This window comes from Mesorhizobium sp. M8A.F.Ca.ET.208.01.1.1 (assembly GCF_004791315.1).
Classification (GTDB): Bacteria; Pseudomonadota; Alphaproteobacteria; order Rhizobiales; family Rhizobiaceae; genus Mesorhizobium.
The window spans coordinates 120,631-138,449 of the sequence record NZ_SRUT01000002.1 but is presented as its reverse complement, the minus strand read 5'-3'; the positions used below and the strand labels follow the sequence as shown (position 1 = coordinate 138,449).

The following is a 17,819-nucleotide window of genomic DNA, read 5'->3' as shown; positions in this document are numbered from 1 at the left end:
CTACCAATAGGGCGATGCTGGCACGCCGCGGAAAACCTCGGCGATCCGCCGCAGCGTCGCCGGTGTGGTGCCTTCCGGCAAGCGATCGAGTGGAAAAAAGCCGGCCTCGGCGATTTCATGGTCGGGCCGTTTCGGCGCGGTCTGGCTGAAATTTTCGATGAGATAGAAGCCGACATGGTCGCGGCGGCTGGCGCGGCGGTTGAAGTGCATCGACTTCAGCACCGGCGTGGCGGCCATGGCGATGTTGCCCTCTTCGGCGAGTTCGCGGGCCAGCGCCTCGGCCAGCGTCTCGCCAACCTCGACGCCACCGCCGGGAAGCTGCCAGCCGGGCACATAGGTGTGGCGAATGAGGAAGACGGAATTGGTGGCGGCATCGTGGATCAGGCCGCGCACACCGAGCGTCATCGGCCGCCGCAGCACGAAATAGAGATGGAACAGCCGGGCCCTCAACCCCGCCCAGCCGGTCTGGCGGAACGCGGCTTCGTCGTCGGTCGGCATCAGTAGCGAAACCGTGGGTGGAAAGCGGCGTGCACGTCGCCTATGAAGGAGGAATGTTCAGGCTCGCGCATATTTCCGATGTCCATCTGGGGCCGCTCCCCGATGTATCCTATCGCGATCTCGCCTCCAAGCGCGTGCTCGGCTACGTCAACTGGCAGCGCAACCGCCGCCGCCACATGCACGATGCCGTCATCGACGCCATCGTCGCCGACATCAAGGCGCAAAGCCCGGACCATCTCGCTGTCACCGGCGACCTCGTCAACCTGGCGCTCGACGGCGAGATCGAGATGGCCAAACACTGGCTCGAGACGCTGGGGTCGGCGCATGACGTTTCGGTCGTGCCGGGAAACCATGACGCCTATGTGCCCGGTGCCTTCGACAAGATCTGCCGGTCATGGGCGGCGTGGATGAGCGGCGACGGTGTCAACACGCCGGTCGATCGCAATGCATTTCCCTATCTGCGCGTGCGCGGCAATGTCGCGCTGATCGGCGTCTCGACGGCGCGCGCCACGGCGCCCTTCATGGCCAATGGCTTCTTCATGGAGGGGCAGGCGGCTCGCCTCGGCAAGATCCTCGAGAGCGCGGCGAAGCAAGGGCTGTTCCGTGCGATCATGATCCACCACCCGCCGGTGCGGGGCGCCGTCTCCCAGCACAAGCGGCTGTTCGGCATCGCCCGCTTCCACAAGATCATCCGCCGCCATGGCGCGGAGCTCGTGCTGCACGGCCATTCGCACCTGCCGTCGCTGTTCCAGATCGGGCCTCGCGATGCAAAGGTCCCGGTCGTCGGGGTCGCCGCCGCCGGCCAGGCGCCGGGCGGCAATCACCCGGCAGCACAGTACAATCTGTTCGACATCGACAGCGAAAAGGGAAACTGGCGCATCCGCCTGACGCGACGCGGCCTGACCGGACCGTCCATACCGCCTTCCGATCTGCAGACCGTGGAACTCGGTGTCGAGCCCGACGCGGCTATGGTCGCCAGTTGAGAACCATGGCCGAGACGCGGTCCCACAACAGCGCCGCCGACACCGCGAGACCAACAAGTCCGCCGGCGGCGACCAGCCCAAGGCCCGACAGGAAGGCCGACCAGCCCTTGCCTTGCGTCGAGGCTCGCAGCGGCGGCTCGGCTTCCGTGACCTCGGCGCGTCTCATGCCGGCGACCGCCGGCTCGACGCCACCCTCCATCATTCTCCGGCGTTCGACGATGCGCTCGGCGACATAACGCGTCACGGAATCGGCGACCGGCTTCATCTCGGTCGATTCGGCAAGCACGACACGGCCAATGCGAGTGTCCTTGAGGAAGCGGTAGGTGCGGCGGTCGCGCCCCATCGCGACATGGCTGACGGCGTCGATCCACAGGCGCGGCTGTAGGCCCGAGGAGACGACAAAGTCGAAATTATCCATGTCGGCCGGAACATCGGCAAAGACGGGCGCGAGGTCCGCGGCCAGGAGGTCGAGGCGCATGCGGTGCGCCTCGCGCATGTCGACGACGACATCGTCGCGGTCAGCGAAGGCGTTCTTCACGTCACGGATGGCATCGGACAGTTTGCTTGACGGATCGATCTTCTCGCCTGTGTCCTTCATCGGCGTCTGCCTCGCGGGGTTGGTTAACACGCAGTTAACACAGCCGCCGGCAAAATGCACTGGCGCGATCAAGACGGCGAGGCGCCCGGGTGGTGTCGCGCTGGCCCAGCCGGTCTCGGCTAATTCGGGCGCAAGGGCCTGGCACGGCGGTTCATGTTGCGCCGGATGATCGTGGCGATCAGCTCTGGCGCCTCCTCGATCAGCATATGGCCAGCCCCCGGGACGTGGTGCACATGAAATTGCACGGGCAGATTGTCGGTGTGGGCAACGGGTAGCATCGGGTCATCGCTTCCCCATACCACCATCACCGGCATGGTCAGTGTTTCCAAGCGGTCGCGCGGGATGACGCCCTGCCGGTCTTGGCTGGTCATGGCGGCAGCGATCTCGATGAGTTTCTCGACCTGGCCGGGCCGCCCGCGCATGTCCCCAAGGGCGTCCACGGCGTGATCGATGGGCCGCGTCTGTGGTCCCGACATCGCCGAGAGGCACGCCTGGATGTCGGATGGGTCCCTTGCGGCGGCAAAGCGGCGCAACAGCGGACCGTTGATCTCGGCGCCGAAGCCGCCAGGCGCCAGAAGTGTCAGCGACGCCACCTTCTCGGGCTCGGCCAGCGCCATCAGCGCCGCCACAGCGCCGCCCATCGAGTGGCCGACCAGATGAACGCGCTTTACCGATCGCGCGGTGAGATCGGCCAGGACGGCCCTTGCCGCCAGCTTGGCCGGGCCGGCACCGGGGAAATCGAGCGACAGCCCGTGCCCCGGCAAATCATAAGCGAGTGTGCGCACCGCAGGCGACAGCGCCGGGATCACTTCGCGCCAAATATCGTGGCAGCCGCCGAAGCCATGCAGCAAGACGATGGCCTTCGAGCCAACACCCTTTTCGGCGGCGTGAAGCGATGCGATCATGAAATCTGAGAGCTTTATTGCGGAACGGCAAGGTAGGAAATGCGGGTGGTTTGCTCCTTGTCCAGAACGATGGCCAGTAAAATCTTCACGACGACTAGCGCTTGCGACCTCTCGATCTCGCGGGTTCGCGCGACAAAGCCGGCAAATCAGTCATATCGGGACTTTGCCACCTGCTTTCGGCGGCCAACAATTCGATTGGTCCAAACAGTCCTGTTCGGAGGACGTCAGCTCGCGTTGCCGAGGCCTGCCGCGCGCAGGGCTCCAACCAGCCGCTCGGTCAGATCGGGCGGATATTTCCGGTCGATGAAGGTCGCGCGCGGGTCGGCGGCGAATTTCGGAAATTTGGCGGTCAGCTCGTCGACCAGCTTGCGCGCCAGATTGTCCTGACCGGCGATCTTGGCACCGATCAGCCGGGCGGCAAGATAGTGCGACTTCGTTGCGGTTGTTCTCAAAGAGGAACTGGCAATCGCGGCCTTGTTCGTGTCGCCAAGCATGAGTTCGCCGGCGAAAAGTCCAAAATCCCACCATGTCGGATGACCGCTGGAGGCGTCCACCGCCTGGGCCAGGATCGGCGTCCCCTCGGCATAGCGGCCGGCGAAAATCAGCCCGTAGCCATAAGCGGCGGCCATGGCGAGATCGTAGGGATTGAGGTCATAGGCCTTGCGCATCCAGCGCAGCGCCTCGTCGGCGTTGCCAAGACGGGAATTGATGTAGCCGTAGGAACGATGCGCGTAGGGACTGGTCGGCCCCATCTGCACGGCGCGATGGGCGAATGTCATCGCCTTCTCGATCGTGGCATCCGGCGGATAGGCGTAGTGGTCGTTCACGGCCTCCAGGTGGAGCGAGGCGATTTCCGAATAGACCAACGGTGATTTGGCGCCGTTTTCGGCGAGGGTTTCGAGGCAGCGATAGGCGGCCTCGTGGGTCCTGGCGTTCTGGTCGAGATAATATTTGTCGTTGAGCGTCAGGCATTGCGTGAGGGCGGTTTGTATGCCGCTCTGTTCGAGATAGCCGTAGATCGTGCCGGAAGCGGGAAGAGCGGACGTCAAGATGCCGGCTATACGGCTCTCGACGGTGGTCGGCGCGCTGTCGGCGGCGGTCAGGTTGCGCGACAAAAGCACCCGTCCGGTGGCCACGCTCTGCAGTTCGATCGTGATGTCACCCGTATCCGGTCCAGGCAGGATATCGAAGATGAAGCTCGTCGCGCTAGCGACCGGATCGGCCTTGTTGACGATGTCGCGACCGATGAAGTCGATCGTATCGAAGCCGCTCAGTCCGGCACGCAGCGTTGCGGCGACACGGCTGGCATCCGTGCCACTGGCCTTGACGGCGATGTAGACCAGCGGCAAAGCCTCGCTGGCGGCCGACGGCGCGATGCTGCCGGTCAGGGTCGCGGTCTCGAGCGTTGCCGCAGGGTCGCCGCCTGCCAGCAGCGCACCGCTGCCCTGACGCAATATCAGAACGCCGAGCATGGCTATGACCACGGCGATCGCCATCCAGAAGAAACGGAGATGGCGTGCCACCGAGGGCTCCGGCGCCGCCGCCGGTGCCAGCAATGCAGCGGCGGCAATGGCATCACCGGGGGGCTCGGATGGTGCCGCTACGGCTTCGATCTGCTCGGCGGGTTTCGCAGGTTCCGGCAAGCGGATCGCGTTGAGCTCATAGGCCGGGACATAGCTGCCGCGCGGTATCGCTATGCGAAACGGCTCCGCGACGCCTTCATTGGCGAAATATTGCTGCAGCAGCTCGCGTAGCCTGCCCGCCTGCACGCGTACCACCGCGTCGGTCGAAGGATCGAAATCGCCATCCTTGCCGAAGACATCCATGGCAATGGAAAAGCCCTTGAGCCGGTCGGCTTCGCCTGCCTGTTCGCGCTCGACAAGATAACGCAACAGCTTGCGTGCACGCTCGGATCGTCCGAACGTTTCGCTGGCAAGCAGTCGCTCTAGTGTCTCGCGCACTGCGGGGGCGGCAGGCGTGGCATGCTGCAAGTGTCGATCCTCTCGAAGTCGGCACAGGTTGAGGTGCGATCATATAGTTCCCGCACCGGCACACAAGTCTGCACCCATTATGCGATCGCGTACCTCACCGGAGAATTCTCCGGTGGTTAATAGCCTGCCGGTATCGGCCAGTGCATGGGCGTGAGAGCCAACATCAGCCAGTCGAGGCAAAGCCTTTCGAGGGCTTGAAAAATGGCGGCGTGGGGAGCTGTTCCTGCCTCCCGCGCCGCCGACCGGCCGATGCTAGCGACCGACGATACGATTCGCCGCTGACGTCACCGCTTCCAGCGAGGCGGCGACGATGTTGGTGTTGATGCCGGCGCCGAACAGTTTGCCCCCGGGATATTCCATCTCGACATAGGAGATGGCCGACGCGTTCGAGCCGCGCTGCAACGAGTGCTCGGAATAATCGAGCACCGACATGTCGACGCCGACATGGCGCGACAGCGCATCGACGAAGCCGTCGATCGGGCCCGTGCCGGTGCCTGATATCGTCACTTCCTTGCCGTGGTCGAGGATGACCGCCTCGATCACCCGCCGGCTCTTGACCTCGGTATCGGGATAGGTGTGGTGGTCGAGGAATTTCAGCCGCGCGCCCGGCTGGTCGACATAGGTCTCGAGGAAGCGCTCGTAAATGCGCTTGACCGGAACCTCCTTGCCTTCGGCATCGGTGATCGCCTGGATCGCCTGGCTGAACTCGATCTGCAGGTTGCGCGGCAGATTGAGGCCGTAATCGGCCTGCAGCACATAGGCGATGCCGCCCTTGCCCGATTGCGAGTTGATGCGGATGATCGCCTCGTAGCTGCGGCCGACATCGGCCGGGTCGATCGGCAGATAGGGCACTTCCCAGTGCGGCGTGTTGGCCTTCTTCAGCGCCTTCATGCCCTTGTTGATGGCGTCCTGGTGCGAGCCGGAAAAGGCCGTGTAGACGAGTTCGCCGACATAGGGATGGCGCTCGGGAATCTTCAGCTGGTTCGAATATTCATAAACGTCCTTCATCCGGTTGATGTCGGAGCAATCGATGCCCGGATCGACGCCTTGCGTGTACATGTTGAGCGCCAAGGTGACGATGTCGACATTGCCGGTGCGCTCGCCATTGCCGAACAGCGTGCCTTCGACGCGGTCGGCACCAGCCATCAGACCGAGTTCGGTGGTGGCGATGCCGGTGCCGCGGTCATTGTGCGGATGCAGGGAGATGATCAGGCTTTCCCTGGCGTCGAGGTTGCGGCACATCCACTCGATGCGGTCGGCATAGATGTTGGGCGTCGACATCTCGACGGTCGACGGCAGGTTGATGATCAGCTTGTTGTCAGGCGTCGGCCTGACGATCTCGGTGACGGCGTTGCAAATCTCCAGCGCGACCTCGAGTTCGGTGCCGGTGAAGCTCTCCGGCGAATATTCGAAACGGTAGCCGCCGCCCGCCTTGGCCGCCATGTCGGTGATCATCTTGGCGGCGTCGGTGGCGATGCGCTTGATGCCGCCGACATCCTTCTCGAAGACGACGCGGCGCTGCAATTCGCTGGTCGAGTTGTAGAAATGCACGATCGGGTTGGTGGCGCCGTTGAGCGCCTCGAAGGTGCGGCTGATCAGTTCGGGCCGGCACTGGACCAGCACCTGCAATGACACATCGGCCGGCACATTGCCTTCCTCGATGCACCAGCGGGCGAAGTCGAAGTCAGTTTGCGAAGCCGACGGGAAGCCGATCTCGATCTCCTCGAAACCCATGTCGAGCAGCAGCGCGAACATGCGCGCCTTGCGCTCGTGGCCCATCGGATCGATCAGTGCCTGGTTGCCGTCGCGCAGGTCGACCGAGCACCAGATCGGGGCCTTGTCGATCACCTTCGAGGGCCAGGTCCGGTCGGTGAGACCGACCGTAGGATAAGGTTGGTATTTTCGGGCTGCGTCCGGCATGCCCCGGCCGACCTGCTTGCCGGTCGCGGCCTCGCTGGCGCGGATGTCTTCTCGTGCGTTCATCGTCGTTTCTCCCGGCGGCTGGCGGTCCACCTTTCAGGCGGATGTGGTGCCAAGCGGCGCCTTTACCAGATTTTCGTTCGCTTGATATGATTTGCCAAGGAGCATGCGCTTGCGCGGCGGTTCGACCGCCGGGCGCTCCTTCAGCGAACCCGGCGATCGCCGATAAGGCCGAGAAGAAGCAGGGTCGAGGCAAGCGCGCGAACGGTCTCGCCGGCAAAGCCGGTCTGACGGGAAGCGGTGGTGGCGCGCGTGTTCATGGCCGCTCTCATACAGGAGCGGCCTGTTGGAGGCAAGCGGGGCCGGCCCGGTCGAATTTTATCCCTAACGCGGATGCTCTTCCCCGCGCGCTGCAAATGCGCCAGACTTGAACGGTGGCGGGGTGCCGCCGGCAGGGGTCATCCATGAATTTCGTGTTCTTCTCGCCGCATTTTCCCGCCAACGGCGCCGATTTCTGCGACCGGCTGAAGAAGGCCGGCGCGACCGTGCTCGGGATTGGCGACGCACCCTTTGACGCTCTGGACGGCAAGCTGAAGGCAGCGCTTTCGGAATATTACCGTATCGCCGACATGGAAGACTACGATGCGGTGTTCCGGGCGATCGGACATTTCATCCACAAATGGGGCCGCATCGACCGGTTCGAATCGCTCAACGAGCATTGGCTGGAACTGGAAGCCAACATCCGCACCGACTTCAACATCTACGGCACCAAGCTCGATTTCGTGAAGAATCTGAAGCGCAAGAGCCGCATGCGCGCCTTCTTCCGCAAGAGCGGCGTCGAGACCATCGCGCAGCGCAAATGCTCCGACCGGGCCGGCGCCATGACCTTCATCCGCCGCGTCGGCTATCCCGTGGTGGTAAAACCGGATTCCGGCTCCGGCGCTTCGAACACGTTCAAGATCTCGAATGCGAAAGAACTCGACCAGTTCTTCCGGGACAAGCCGGAGGATGTGACCTTCGTCATGGAGCAGTTCATCGAGGGGCTGGTGGTGACCTATGACGGGCTGGTCAACCGCGACGGCGAGGTGGTGCTGGCGGCCAGCCATCGCTACGACCAGAGCGTCATGGAGGTGGTCAACGAAGACCGCCACATGAGTTACACCTGCTTTCCCCGGATCAGGCCTGTCGTCGAGGAGGCCGGCCGCAAGATCCTGAAAGCATTCGACGTGCGCGAACGCTTTTTCCACATCGAACTGTTCGAGACCAGGGACGACCGCATCATCGCTCTGGAGGTCAACATGCGCCCGCCCGGCGCCTGGATGACCGACGCGATCAACTACACGTTCGACATCGACGTCTATGCGGCCTGGGCAGACATGGTCGTGAGGGACGCAGCCGGCGGCCCCTATGAAGGCAAGTATTTCACCGCCTATGCCAGCCGCAAGCGCCACCTCGACTATTTGCACAGCCATGCGGACGTGCTAGCCGCGCACCGCGACAAGATCGTCCACCATCAGGCCATCGAGAAGGTTTTCAGCCGCGCCATGGGAGATTACGCCTACCAGATGCGCTCGAAGGATCAGGCGGAGCTGCGCGAGGCGGTTGCCTATATCCACGCGGAAAAGGCTTGAGGACATGGACATTTCCTATCACAAGGCTTTCGCCCGCAATCTCGGCCGCGACATGGAGTACAAGCGCTATGGCCATGCCGGCCGGCCCGTCGTGGTGTTCCCGACCTCGCAGGGCCGGTTCTACCAGTTCGAGGATTCCGGCGGGGTGGGCGCGCTCGCCGAATTCATCGACACCGGCCGCATCCAGTTGTTCACGGTGGACGGCATCGATTCGGAATCCTTCTTCGACAAGCGTGCCGACCCCGCGCACCGCATCGCCCGCCACGAGGCCTATTTCCGCTATGTGCGAGAGGAGGCGCTGCCGGAATTCCTGGAAACCGCCGCGCAGGCCAATGGCGGACGGCGGCTGAAGCCCTTGTTCTCAGGCTGTTCGATGGGCGGCTACCATTCCTCGAACTTCGTCTTCCGATTTCCCGAACTCGCCAGCGGCGTCATCTCGCTGTCGGGTGTCTATTCGGCCCGCGATTTCTTCGGCAAGGCGCTCGACGGCGACATCTTCTACAACTCGCCGCTCGATTATCTGCCCGGCATCGTCGACCCGAAATTACTGGCGCGGCTGAAGGCGCTGAGGCTTATCTTCTGCTGCGGGCAGGGCGCCTGGGAAGAGCGCATGCTGGTCGAGACGCGCCAGCTGGAACAGATCCTGCGCGACAAGTCCATTCCCGCCTGGGTCGACTATTGGGGCGGCGACGTCAGCCATGACTGGCCGTGGTGGCACAAGCAACTGGTCTATTTCTTCGGCCGCTGGCTGGATGATGATCTGATGCACAGGCTGGATTGAGGTGCATTGATATTCAGGTGAGGCTGGCCTGCAAATGGCGGCTTCCTGCGCTTCCCCGCTCTATTGCGTCGCAATAGAGCTGTGCTCACGTACTTTAAGTACGCTCCGCTCCGGTTCTCGGAAGCCACCATTTTCGACTCAGCCGACCTGAATCTCACTGCACCTGCGCGCGCACGGATGACCACACCAGAGCCCATCCGCCGCTTGCCTTGTCATCAGCCGACATCAGCCGCACCTACCCTTCCTGGCAGGCCGGCACCGGTACGGTTTCGTGTTCGGGCGCGGATCCTCGGCGCAGGCCGAGGAACACGACAAGGGCGGTGACGATGGTGATTGCCGCCAGCACGATCAGCAGCCTGTCGAACGCCGTTTCGTAGGCCTCGACCAGAACGGCGGCGCCGGCCGCCGGCAAATGTTGCGCGGTACCGCCGACATTACCGGTCACCAGCAATTGCGCCGCGGCAGCCGCGTCGCTGGACGGCGCGGCGCCTCGAGCGGCGAGCTGCGCCGCGGTGAAGCCTGACAGCGTCGCCATGACGATGGCCAGCGCCACGCCCTCGCAAGCGACACGCGTGGTGTTGAAGATGCCGACCGCCATGCCGGCGCGCTCCGTTGGCACGACGCTGACGGCCAGCCCATCCATCAATCCCCAGGGCAAGGCGATGCCGACGCCGATCAGGATCAGCGGCGTGACCAGCGCGACGTCGATGGACGGCGTCAGGCTCAGCCAGACCAAGCCAGCCGCCGCGACGAGCAGGCCAACGCCGCAAATGGTGGCCGGAGCGATCCAGCGCGCGAGCTGGCCGGCGAGCAAGGGCAGGACCAGCAACGGGCCGGAGAGGCAGATCATCAATTGCCCGGCCTTGATCTCGCTCATCCCTTGGATGCCGATGAAGCGGATCGGCAAAAGCACAAGCAGGACCACGAAGCCATAGGCGGGCGCCGCCGCGAGAAACTGGACGCCGACGAAGCGAGGAAAGCGAAACAGGGTGAGATCGAGCATTGGCCGGCGCGCGCGCCGCTCGACGATGACGAACAGCACGAAGCAAAGGACGGCAACGCCGAGAAGCGTTACCACCAGAGGTTCGGCCCAACCGCTCTGCGGCGCCTGCAACACGCCATAGGTCAGCGAGGCCAGCGCGACCGTGAAGGTGCCGGCGCCCGCCCAGTCGAGCCCGGTCGCATCCGGGTCACGTGATTCCCTGATGGTGCGCAGGCCGAGGATCGCCGAGGCAACCGCTAGTGCCACGACCAGAACAAAGATCGACCGCCAGCCGAATGCGGCGATGAGCAGGCCGGAAGCGATCGGGCCGAAGGCCAGCCCGATGCCGAAACTGGTGCCGAGGAAGGAGAAGGCGCGCAGCCGCGATGGTCCCTCGAATTCCTGGGCAAGTGCGGACGCGCCGCCGGCGAAGGCCAAGGCGCTGCCCAGCCCTTGCGCGGCCCTGAAGACGTCGAACCAGGCGATGTCGGGCGCCAGCATCGCACCGAGCGAAGCGAGGATGTAGAGGGCGAGACCGAGGAGGAATATCCGCTTGCGGCCATGATTGTCGGCCAGGGCGCCCGCCGCCATCAGGCTGGCGCCGAAGGTCAGCATGAAGGCGTTGGTCACCCAGTTGAGCGCGATCGGGCTGCCGCCGACATCGGCCGCTATGCGGGAGAGCGCGACGGCCGGGCCGGTGAAGGTCAGGGGCATCGTCGTGGCGGCAAGGCATACGGACAAGAGCACGAGCCATCTCTCGGCCGGGCCGATTGTGATCTTCAAGGTCATGGATTTTCCTATCTGGGGCAGTCTGCGCCGGCATGCCGCGCAATCGCGGCGCCCGCTCATGCGACCAAGATAGGTCGATGACGGCTCTGGAAAAATGGTATTAAATATCTCGACATAACGGACTGAAACGCTCGAATGGAGGAGTTTGATGGATCGCCTCAGCGGCCTTCTGGCTTTCGCCCGCACCGCCGAATTCGGCAGCTTCGTCGCCGCCGGCCGGGCGCTCGGCATCTCCGCTTCTGCGGTCGGCAAAAGTGTCGCGCGGCTCGAACAGGAACTAGGGGTGCGGCTGCTGCAGCGCTCCACGCGGCGAATCGGCCTGACGGAAGAGGGCAAGCTGTTCAACGAGCGCGTGCGGCGTATCCTCGACGACATCGACGATGCCGAGGCGATGCTGTCACGGACACGGGAGACGCCGCGCGGGCGGCTGCGCGTCTCGGCCCCGATCGTCACCTATCATCTCTTGCTGCCGGTGCTGTCGGAGTTCATGGCGCGGTTTCCCGAGATCGAGCTCGACATCGATTTCAACGACCGGATCGTCGACGTCATCGAGGAAGGCATCGACGTCGCGATCCGCAGCGGCGAGCTGCCCGATTCACGATTGGTGTCGAAACCCATTGCGCCCTTTCGCATGCTGCTGTGCGCGGCGCCTTCCTACCTCGAGCGCCATGGCATACCCGGCGTGCCGGCGGATCTCATCGGGCACTTCGGCATAAACTTCCGCTATCTCAACAGCGGCAGGCTGCTGGACTGGCCGTTCATTACCGGGAGCGCGCAACCGCTGATCCGTTCGATGCTGACCTGCAACAACATGGAGGCCTTGAAAGGCGCCACGATCGCCGGTCTTGGCATCGCCTGCATGCCCGATTTCCTGGTGCGCGAGGCGCTGCGCGAAGAAAAACTGCGTACCGTGCTGGACGACCATATCGACGGCCGCGGCCAGTTCCGGATGCTGTGGCCCTCCAACCGCCATCTGTCGCCAAAGGTGCGCGTCTTCGTCGATTTCCTTCCCGAACGGCTCGCGGCGGCGCGGTAACATCGCCCGGTGCCGGGCTTTCACTCCCTGATGCTTCTGGCCACCACCCGCGCAATGCTCGGGCCGACGAGCAGCACGATCAGGAAACGCGCCGACTGCAGCGCCATGACGAAGGAGATGTCGACGTTGTGCGCGGCGGCGGCGATGATGGCGACGCTGTCCATGCCGCCGGGGCTGGTCGCCAGATAGGCGGTCAGCGGGTCGATGCCGGCGAGATGGCTGATCAGGAAGGCAAGGCCGCCGCAAAAGGCGATCAGTGCGATGATCGAAGCGATGATCTGCGGCAGGGCGCGTGCCGCATGGCGCAGGATCGGCCTGGTGAAGTTCAGGCCGATCGACCAGCCGACCATCGCGTAACTGACCGCCAGCAGCCATTGCGGCAATTGCATCGGCACGCCGAGGCCAAGATGGATGACGGTGCCCACGATGAAGCTGCCGAGGAAGAAGGGCGAGGGCAGCCGGCAAAGCCTGCCCGCCAGGCCGCCGACGATTGCCATGCCGATCGTGGCGGCGAAGGGTTGCGGGTCGATCGCCGGGAACCAGACGATGGGCGGGACCTCGATGCCCGAGGTGTCGACCCACATCTTGGCGACGAGGGCTGCCGTCATCGACACGAAGATGACGCGCAGATACTGCATGAAGGCGACCAGGCGCTGGTCGGCGCCGAAGGCGCCGGCCATCAGCACCATGGCCGTGGCGGCCCCCGGCGACGAGCCCCAGACGGCGGTGGTGCCGGGCAGGATGCGCCAGCGGCTGATCAGCCAGCCAAGCAGGCTGGAGGCCGCGACGGTGGCGATCACCACGCCGAGGAACAGCGGCCATTCCTTGTAGAAAACCGGAAAGATATCGGCCGAGATCGAAGCCGCGACGAGGCAGCCGACGACAGCCTGGGCGGAGCCGAACAGAAGGCGCGGCACGCGCACCGTAGCGCCGTTGGTGCCGGCGACGATGGCGGCCAGCATCGGTCCGATCAGCAGCGCCGCCGGCAAGGCGGCGAGTTCCAGCGCACCGGCAAACAGCGCGGAGATAACCAGCAGGATCAGCCATTGCCAAGGCTTGCCCAGCCGCGTCATGCGCTCGACGGCGGGCTGGTCGGGAGGTGGCTGCTCGGCCGCGGAATCCATGCTCTGGTCTTAGACCGGGATGCGAAAAATGCGAACCCCGGCGTACCGGAAAAGCAGGTCCCGGCGCCTCAGCCGGTTTTGGCCTCAGCCAACCCAAAGCCGCCGACGGGATGCGTCTCCACCTGGAACTCGAAGCCGCCGATGAAGGGCCGCGCCTTGGCGATGGCCGCCTGGACTTCCGGAAGCTGCAGCGAGGCCTTGTGGCTTGCCTGATCGGTCCACACTTCGGTCACCCAGATCGCGTCGGCGTCGGCCGGGTCGGTGGCGATGATATAGCTCAGGCAGCCGGGCAGAGCGCCGGTGCTCTCGCGCAGCACAGTCATGACAGCGTCGCGTTGGCCGCGCGCCGCCCGCATCTTGCCGATCAGTCCGTACATGTCGTCGTCTCCCCCAGGGTTGGCGCGAAAGGAGTGTGTCCAGTATGCCGGTCGCTGGTCAAGGCATCAACTGGCCGCCATTGACCTCGATCACCTGGCCGGTGATGTAACCGCTCAACAGGTCCGATGAGAGGAACAGATAGGCGCCGACGCAATCTTGCGCCGTGCCGGCGCGGCCCTGCGGAATGGTGGCGACCATGCCCTTCATCTGCTCGTCGGTCGAATAGCGTTCGTGGAAGGGAGTGAGGATGGTGCCCGGCGCCACGGCGTTGACGCGAATGCCGAAGCCGATCAGTTCCTTGGCCATGCCGCGCGTGACGTTGGAGACGAAGGCCTTGGCCGAGCCGTAAAGGCCGGCGCCGCCGCCGGCACCATTGCGCGCGGCGATCGACGAGGTGTTGACGATGAAGCCGCCCTGTTTCTTCAGCCATGGCATCGCCTTGCGCGAGGCGGTCAGCACCGAGCGGGCGTTGAGATCCATCACCGCGTCGTAATGCGCCTCGGTCTGCTCGGCATAGGGGATGCGGCCAAGCATGCCGCCGGCATTGTTGACCAGCCCGTCGAGGCGGCCGAAATGTCGCGCGCTGTCCTCGACGACGCGTTCGACATCGGCGGGAAGAGAAAAATCGCCCTGGACAAGAAAGACCTCGCCGCCGCCGTCGCGAATGGTCTGGCCGAGTTTCTCGGCGGCGTCGCGGCTGGAATTGTAGTGCAGCGCCACCTTGCATTTCTGCTCGGCATAGGCGAGCGCGAGCGCGGCGCCGATGCCGGTCGAAGCGCCGGTGACCAACACCGCCTTGCCGGCGAGATCGGGGATGACAAGACCGAGGGCTGTCTCTGGCACTGCTGTTCCTCCGGGGATATCCGAGATTGTTGGCGGATCTTGCCACCCTTGCATTCAAGGCAGTGCCGCTTCAAGGCCTGAGATAGACATAGCCCTGGCTTTGCAGTTCGGCGAGCTTGACGACGCCGCCCTGGTCGGCGGCATGGAAGCCGTCGAGCAGGTCGGCGAGCGTAATATCCATGCCGCGCATGGTGTTGCCGCAGGCATGCGGGTCGAGCCCTTGCTGGACAAGACCGGTAAAGCGCCCCGAAATCGCCGCCGATATGCCCTTCGACTTGAAGCCGGCAAGGGCTGGACCATGCACGACCAGCGCGATCTCGACGTTGCCGCCGGTGCCCTCATAATGGTTCTTGATGTTGCCGAGCACGAAATTGACCTTGTCGAGGTCGCTGAGGTGATAGGCGACCTTCAGCCTGGCAGGCTCGGTGGTTGCCGCCCGGACCGCCCGCAGGCCGAGAAGCGTTCCGGATCCGGCGAGGGCCGCCCGGAACATGTCGCGTCGGCGCATGGCGTCCCCTCCCTGGCTTGCCGGCGCAGCGCGATTTGCGTGGCCGCTGCCGCAATACTAGCATAAATTGACCTTACGTCCTGTCGATGCGGAGGAGGGGCACATGGCGTACAGGGAATGGAAGACGTTCGCCGGCGCCGGACTTGGCGCCATACTGCTTGCCGGACTTGTGGGTTCTGCTTTTGCCGATGATGCGCTCAAGCTCACCGAACTCAGCCCCAACGGGGCGGACGCCTGTTTCGGCAGGGTCTATGACGCGGCGCACCTCAAGGCGCATCCGAAGCAGAAAGTGGCGCGGATCTTCTTCTACTACGGCCATGATCCGGTCAGCCGTCCGAATGAGGAACCGAACGCGAATTCGGATACGTCCTACAATGGCTTCCTCACCACAACGGTGCGTGGCGCCAAGGCGCCGGAATGGGCCGGCGGCTGGTGCAATCACGAGTCCGAGGACGACAAATCGGGCCCGATCCGCTGCGGCATGGATTGCGACCGTACGCTGGCGTCGCTGAAGGTCGACGACAAGGGCCGGCTGATCCTGTCGGACCTGTCGTCCGATATCTACCTCGATCCGGACTCAGAGGAGCAACTCGGCAAGGCGGAATACGTCAGGCAGGCGCTCGGTTCGGAAGACGACAATTTCCGCCTCGATCCGATGCCGGTCGCCACCTGCAAGGCGGAGTTCGCGTGGATCGATCCGATCGACCCGGCGCTCGGGCCGCCGTTGCGCGAGCGGTTCAAACCCGATCAGGCCTTCTGCTACGGGCGCGACTATGATGCAGCGCATATGAGTTCGCATCCCGATCAACTGACGCAGTCGATCCGGGTGTTCAGCGGGTCCGTGGAACTCGCTTCCTACGCCTCGGGCGGTGATGTCGCGAACTGGCCCGACGGCGCCGACATCGCCGTCTCGGTCACGACACGGCGGAAGGGGGCCAAGGTCACGCAGACCTATTCCTGCCAGGGCGAGGCCGACCAGTGGCGTTGCGCCGCGAGTTCGAAGATGAGCGATTTTTCGTGCGACATCGCGCAAAAGGAAATCTTCCTCAAGCGCGGCGCCAACGGCACTATCATGCTGGCCAATCCCAACAGCAGCATTGCAATCATCGACCTGTGCTCGAAAGCCGCCGACGGCAAAACCAAGTCCGATGACAAGGTCTATCGGCTGGAGGCGATGCCGCAATCGGCGTGTGCGCCGTAAGCACGGGCTTGTCTACAATGCCGCGAAGGGATATATCTTTGCTATATCTCATTTGAGGATGGCATGATGGACAAGGCAAAGGTGTTCTGGTCGGGCCGGTCACAAGCTGTGCGTCTGCCCAAAGAGTTTCGTTTCGAAACGGACGAGGTTTCGATCCGTCGCCATGGGCATACTGTCATACTTGAGCCACTCGTGCAGGATTGGGCGTGGCTTGACCAGGTGATCGGACCAGTCGACGAGGATTTTGTCGAAGCGGCGCTGGAACGGCAGGAGGGGCAGGATAGACCTGCCTTGGACGACATCTTCAAGTGATCTATCTGCTTGATACCAACGCCGTTATTGCCGTCATCAAAGGTGACGCGAGTCTACTCGCGCTTCTGAAACAGCATACGCCGCAGGATTTTGCGCTTTCGGCGATCGTGGCACATGAACTGTACTATGGTGCCGAAAGGAGCCAGAGAAGAGCTGAAAATCTGGCGCGCATCGAAGCTTTGCAATTCCCGGTGCTTGAATTCGATCGAGAGGACGCGAGGCATGCCGGAGAGATTCGGGCAACGCTTGCAGCGTTAGGGACGCCAATTGGCCCCTATGATGCGCTCATTGGCGGGCAGGCGCGCGCTAGAAGCCTCATTCTGATCACCCGCAACGTCCGGGAATTCGAGCGCATCAACGGCCTCTCAATCGAGACTTGGTGAACCGCCTCAGGCGAACGGCACCGCCGTCGTACCCTTGGGCAGTTTTGCCTCATCATCCGGCTCGACATGGATGGTCACCCGCACCGAAGGGAGTTCGGCCTTCAGCGCGTCCTCGATGCGATCGCAGATGACGTGGCTGGCACCGACCGACATGTCGGCGTCGACGACCAGATGGAATTCGATGAAGGTGGCGCGGCCGGCGATGCGGGTCTTGAGGTCGTGCACCTCCATCGCGCCTTTGCAATTGGCCGAGATGATGTCGCGGATGCGCATGTGCTCCGCCGTGCCGACGGCTCGGTCCATCAGGCCGTTCATCGACGAGCCGATGACATGCCAGCCCTGCCACAGAATGTTGAGTGCGACGATGACGGCCAGTGCCGGGTCGAGGATTTGCCAGCCAGTCAGGATTGCTCCGACCAAGCCGCCGAAGACGCCGATCGAGGTTACAACATCGGTCATGATGTGATTGCCGTCGGCGACCAGCGCCGGTGACTTTTCGGCTCGGCCCACGCGGATCAGCGTCCAGGCCCAGAAGGCATTGATGACGGTGGCGACGCCGTTGACGGCAAGGCCTTTCCAAGGCTGTTCGAGCGGAGCCGGCGTCTGCCAGGAGCGCCAGACTTCGTTCAGGATCAAAAGCGCGGCGAGCACGATCAGCACGCCTTCGAGCACGGCCGAGAAATACTCGGCCTTGTGGTGGCCGAAGGGGTGATCCTGGTCGGCGGGCTTGTAGCTGACCTGGATTGCCCAGAAGGCGGCCATCGAGGCAATGACGTTGACGATCGATTCCAGCGCGTCCGAATAGAGCGCCACGGATCCGGTTATGTACCAGGCGGCGGCTTTCAGCGCGAGCACGACAAAGGCGATCACGATCGACCAGAAGGCAAGGTTGGCGACCTTGCGCTTCGCGGCGGCTTTCGCCGCGATCGCCATGGTGTTCTCGGCTTCGGCCATTA

Annotated in this window: 18 protein-coding genes; 7 read left to right on the top strand and 11 right to left on the bottom strand. The window is 63.8% G+C overall.

Annotated features, from left to right (window positions below; translation table 11 throughout):
• The gene (locus EN851_RS11190) at nt 1–498 is read right to left on the bottom strand and encodes an NUDIX domain-containing protein (protein ID WP_135918832.1); all 498 of its coding nucleotides are present in this window, start codon (nt 496–498) and stop codon (nt 1–3) included.
• Between the two features lie 53 nt (nt 499–551).
• Here EN851_RS11190 and EN851_RS11185 point away from each other — a divergent pair, with 53 nt between their 5' ends.
• Complete coding sequence (locus EN851_RS11185; RefSeq protein WP_135929591.1) at nt 552–1,481, top strand: metallophosphoesterase; 930 nt, start codon at nt 552–554, stop codon at nt 1,479–1,481.
• On the opposite strand, the gene EN851_RS11180 is transcribed toward EN851_RS11185, so the two are convergent.
• The 4 genes from EN851_RS11180 to leuA form a co-directional block, all read right to left on the bottom strand.
• Nucleotides 1,465–2,079: a hypothetical protein gene (locus tag EN851_RS11180; RefSeq protein WP_135918831.1), complete on the bottom strand. Its 615-nt coding sequence runs from the start codon at nt 2,077–2,079 to the stop codon at nt 1,465–1,467. The genes EN851_RS11185 and EN851_RS11180 overlap by 17 nt on opposite strands.
• A gap of 119 nt (nt 2,080–2,198) precedes the next feature.
• Nucleotides 2,199–2,984: an alpha/beta fold hydrolase gene (locus EN851_RS11175; protein WP_135918830.1), complete on the bottom strand. Its 786-nt coding sequence runs from the start codon at nt 2,982–2,984 to the stop codon at nt 2,199–2,201.
• 224 nt (nt 2,985–3,208) lie between these two features.
• Nucleotides 3,209–4,975 carry a hypothetical protein gene (locus EN851_RS11170; protein WP_135865451.1) on the bottom strand — a complete coding sequence of 589 codons (1,767 nt, stop codon included), beginning with the start codon at nt 4,973–4,975 and terminating at the stop codon, nt 3,209–3,211.
• Nucleotides 4,976–5,227: 252 nt separating this feature from the next.
• On the bottom strand, nt 5,228–6,958 hold the full coding sequence (gene leuA, locus EN851_RS11165) for a 2-isopropylmalate synthase (protein WP_135929235.1): 1,731 nt from the start codon (nt 6,956–6,958) through the stop codon (nt 5,228–5,230).
• Nucleotides 6,959–7,359: 401 nt separating this feature from the next.
• Here leuA and EN851_RS11155 point away from each other — a divergent pair, with 401 nt between their 5' ends.
• Together EN851_RS11155 and EN851_RS11150 are read left to right on the top strand one after the other, a co-directional pair.
• Nucleotides 7,360–8,526 (top strand): ATP-grasp domain-containing protein, encoded by a 1,167-nt coding sequence (locus tag EN851_RS11155; protein ID WP_135929234.1) that lies wholly within the window; start codon nt 7,360–7,362, stop codon nt 8,524–8,526.
• Nucleotides 8,527–8,530: 4 nt separating this feature from the next.
• Nucleotides 8,531–9,307 (top strand): alpha/beta hydrolase-fold protein, encoded by a 777-nt coding sequence (locus EN851_RS11150; RefSeq protein WP_127278818.1) that lies wholly within the window; start codon nt 8,531–8,533, stop codon nt 9,305–9,307.
• A gap of 235 nt (nt 9,308–9,542) precedes the next feature.
• Here EN851_RS11150 and EN851_RS11145 read toward each other — a convergent pair whose 3' ends face one another.
• The gene (locus EN851_RS11145; RefSeq protein ID WP_135929233.1) at nt 9,543–11,078 is read right to left on the bottom strand and encodes an MFS transporter; all 1,536 of its coding nucleotides are present in this window, start codon (nt 11,076–11,078) and stop codon (nt 9,543–9,545) included.
• Between the two features lie 148 nt (nt 11,079–11,226).
• Here EN851_RS11145 and EN851_RS11140 point away from each other — a divergent pair, with 148 nt between their 5' ends.
• Nucleotides 11,227–12,114, top strand: coding sequence for a LysR family transcriptional regulator (locus tag EN851_RS11140; protein WP_135929232.1), 888 nt, complete (start codon nt 11,227–11,229; stop codon nt 12,112–12,114).
• Between the two features lie 20 nt (nt 12,115–12,134).
• Here the strand turns inward: EN851_RS11140 and EN851_RS11135 are convergent, their stop codons facing one another.
• From EN851_RS11135 to EN851_RS11120, 4 genes are all read right to left on the bottom strand, one after another.
• Complete coding sequence (locus tag EN851_RS11135) at nt 12,135–13,238, bottom strand: AbrB family transcriptional regulator (protein WP_135929231.1); 1,104 nt, start codon at nt 13,236–13,238, stop codon at nt 12,135–12,137.
• A gap of 68 nt (nt 13,239–13,306) precedes the next feature.
• Nucleotides 13,307–13,615, bottom strand: coding sequence for a putative quinol monooxygenase (locus EN851_RS11130; RefSeq protein WP_023770344.1), 309 nt, complete (start codon nt 13,613–13,615; stop codon nt 13,307–13,309).
• A gap of 58 nt (nt 13,616–13,673) precedes the next feature.
• Nucleotides 13,674–14,459 (bottom strand): SDR family oxidoreductase, encoded by a 786-nt coding sequence (locus tag EN851_RS11125; RefSeq protein ID WP_135929230.1) that lies wholly within the window; start codon nt 14,457–14,459, stop codon nt 13,674–13,676.
• Between the two features lie 70 nt (nt 14,460–14,529).
• Complete coding sequence (locus tag EN851_RS11120) at nt 14,530–14,967, bottom strand: DsrE family protein (RefSeq protein WP_135929229.1); 438 nt, start codon at nt 14,965–14,967, stop codon at nt 14,530–14,532.
• 103 nt (nt 14,968–15,070) lie between these two features.
• On the opposite strand from EN851_RS11120, the gene EN851_RS11115 reads away from it, so the two are divergent.
• The 3 genes from EN851_RS11115 (at nt 15,071) to EN851_RS11105 (ending at nt 16,863) form a co-directional block, all read left to right on the top strand.
• Nucleotides 15,071–16,168 (top strand): hypothetical protein, encoded by a 1,098-nt coding sequence (locus EN851_RS11115; protein ID WP_135929228.1) that lies wholly within the window; start codon nt 15,071–15,073, stop codon nt 16,166–16,168.
• Between the two features lie 66 nt (nt 16,169–16,234).
• Complete coding sequence (vapB, locus tag EN851_RS11110) at nt 16,235–16,480, top strand: type II toxin-antitoxin system VapB family antitoxin (protein WP_127278955.1); 246 nt, start codon at nt 16,235–16,237, stop codon at nt 16,478–16,480.
• Entirely contained in the window at nt 16,477–16,863 is a 387-nt protein-coding gene (locus tag EN851_RS11105; RefSeq protein WP_127278956.1) for a type II toxin-antitoxin system VapC family toxin, read from the top strand. Before vapB ends, EN851_RS11105 begins: the two co-directional genes overlap by 4 nt.
• A 6-nt stretch (nt 16,864–16,869) precedes the next feature.
• On the opposite strand, the gene EN851_RS11100 is transcribed toward EN851_RS11105, so the two are convergent.
• The gene (locus EN851_RS11100; protein WP_135915170.1) at nt 16,870–17,817 is read right to left on the bottom strand and encodes a cation diffusion facilitator family transporter; all 948 of its coding nucleotides are present in this window, start codon (nt 17,815–17,817) and stop codon (nt 16,870–16,872) included.
• Between the last annotated feature and the right edge of the window lie 2 nt (nt 17,818–17,819).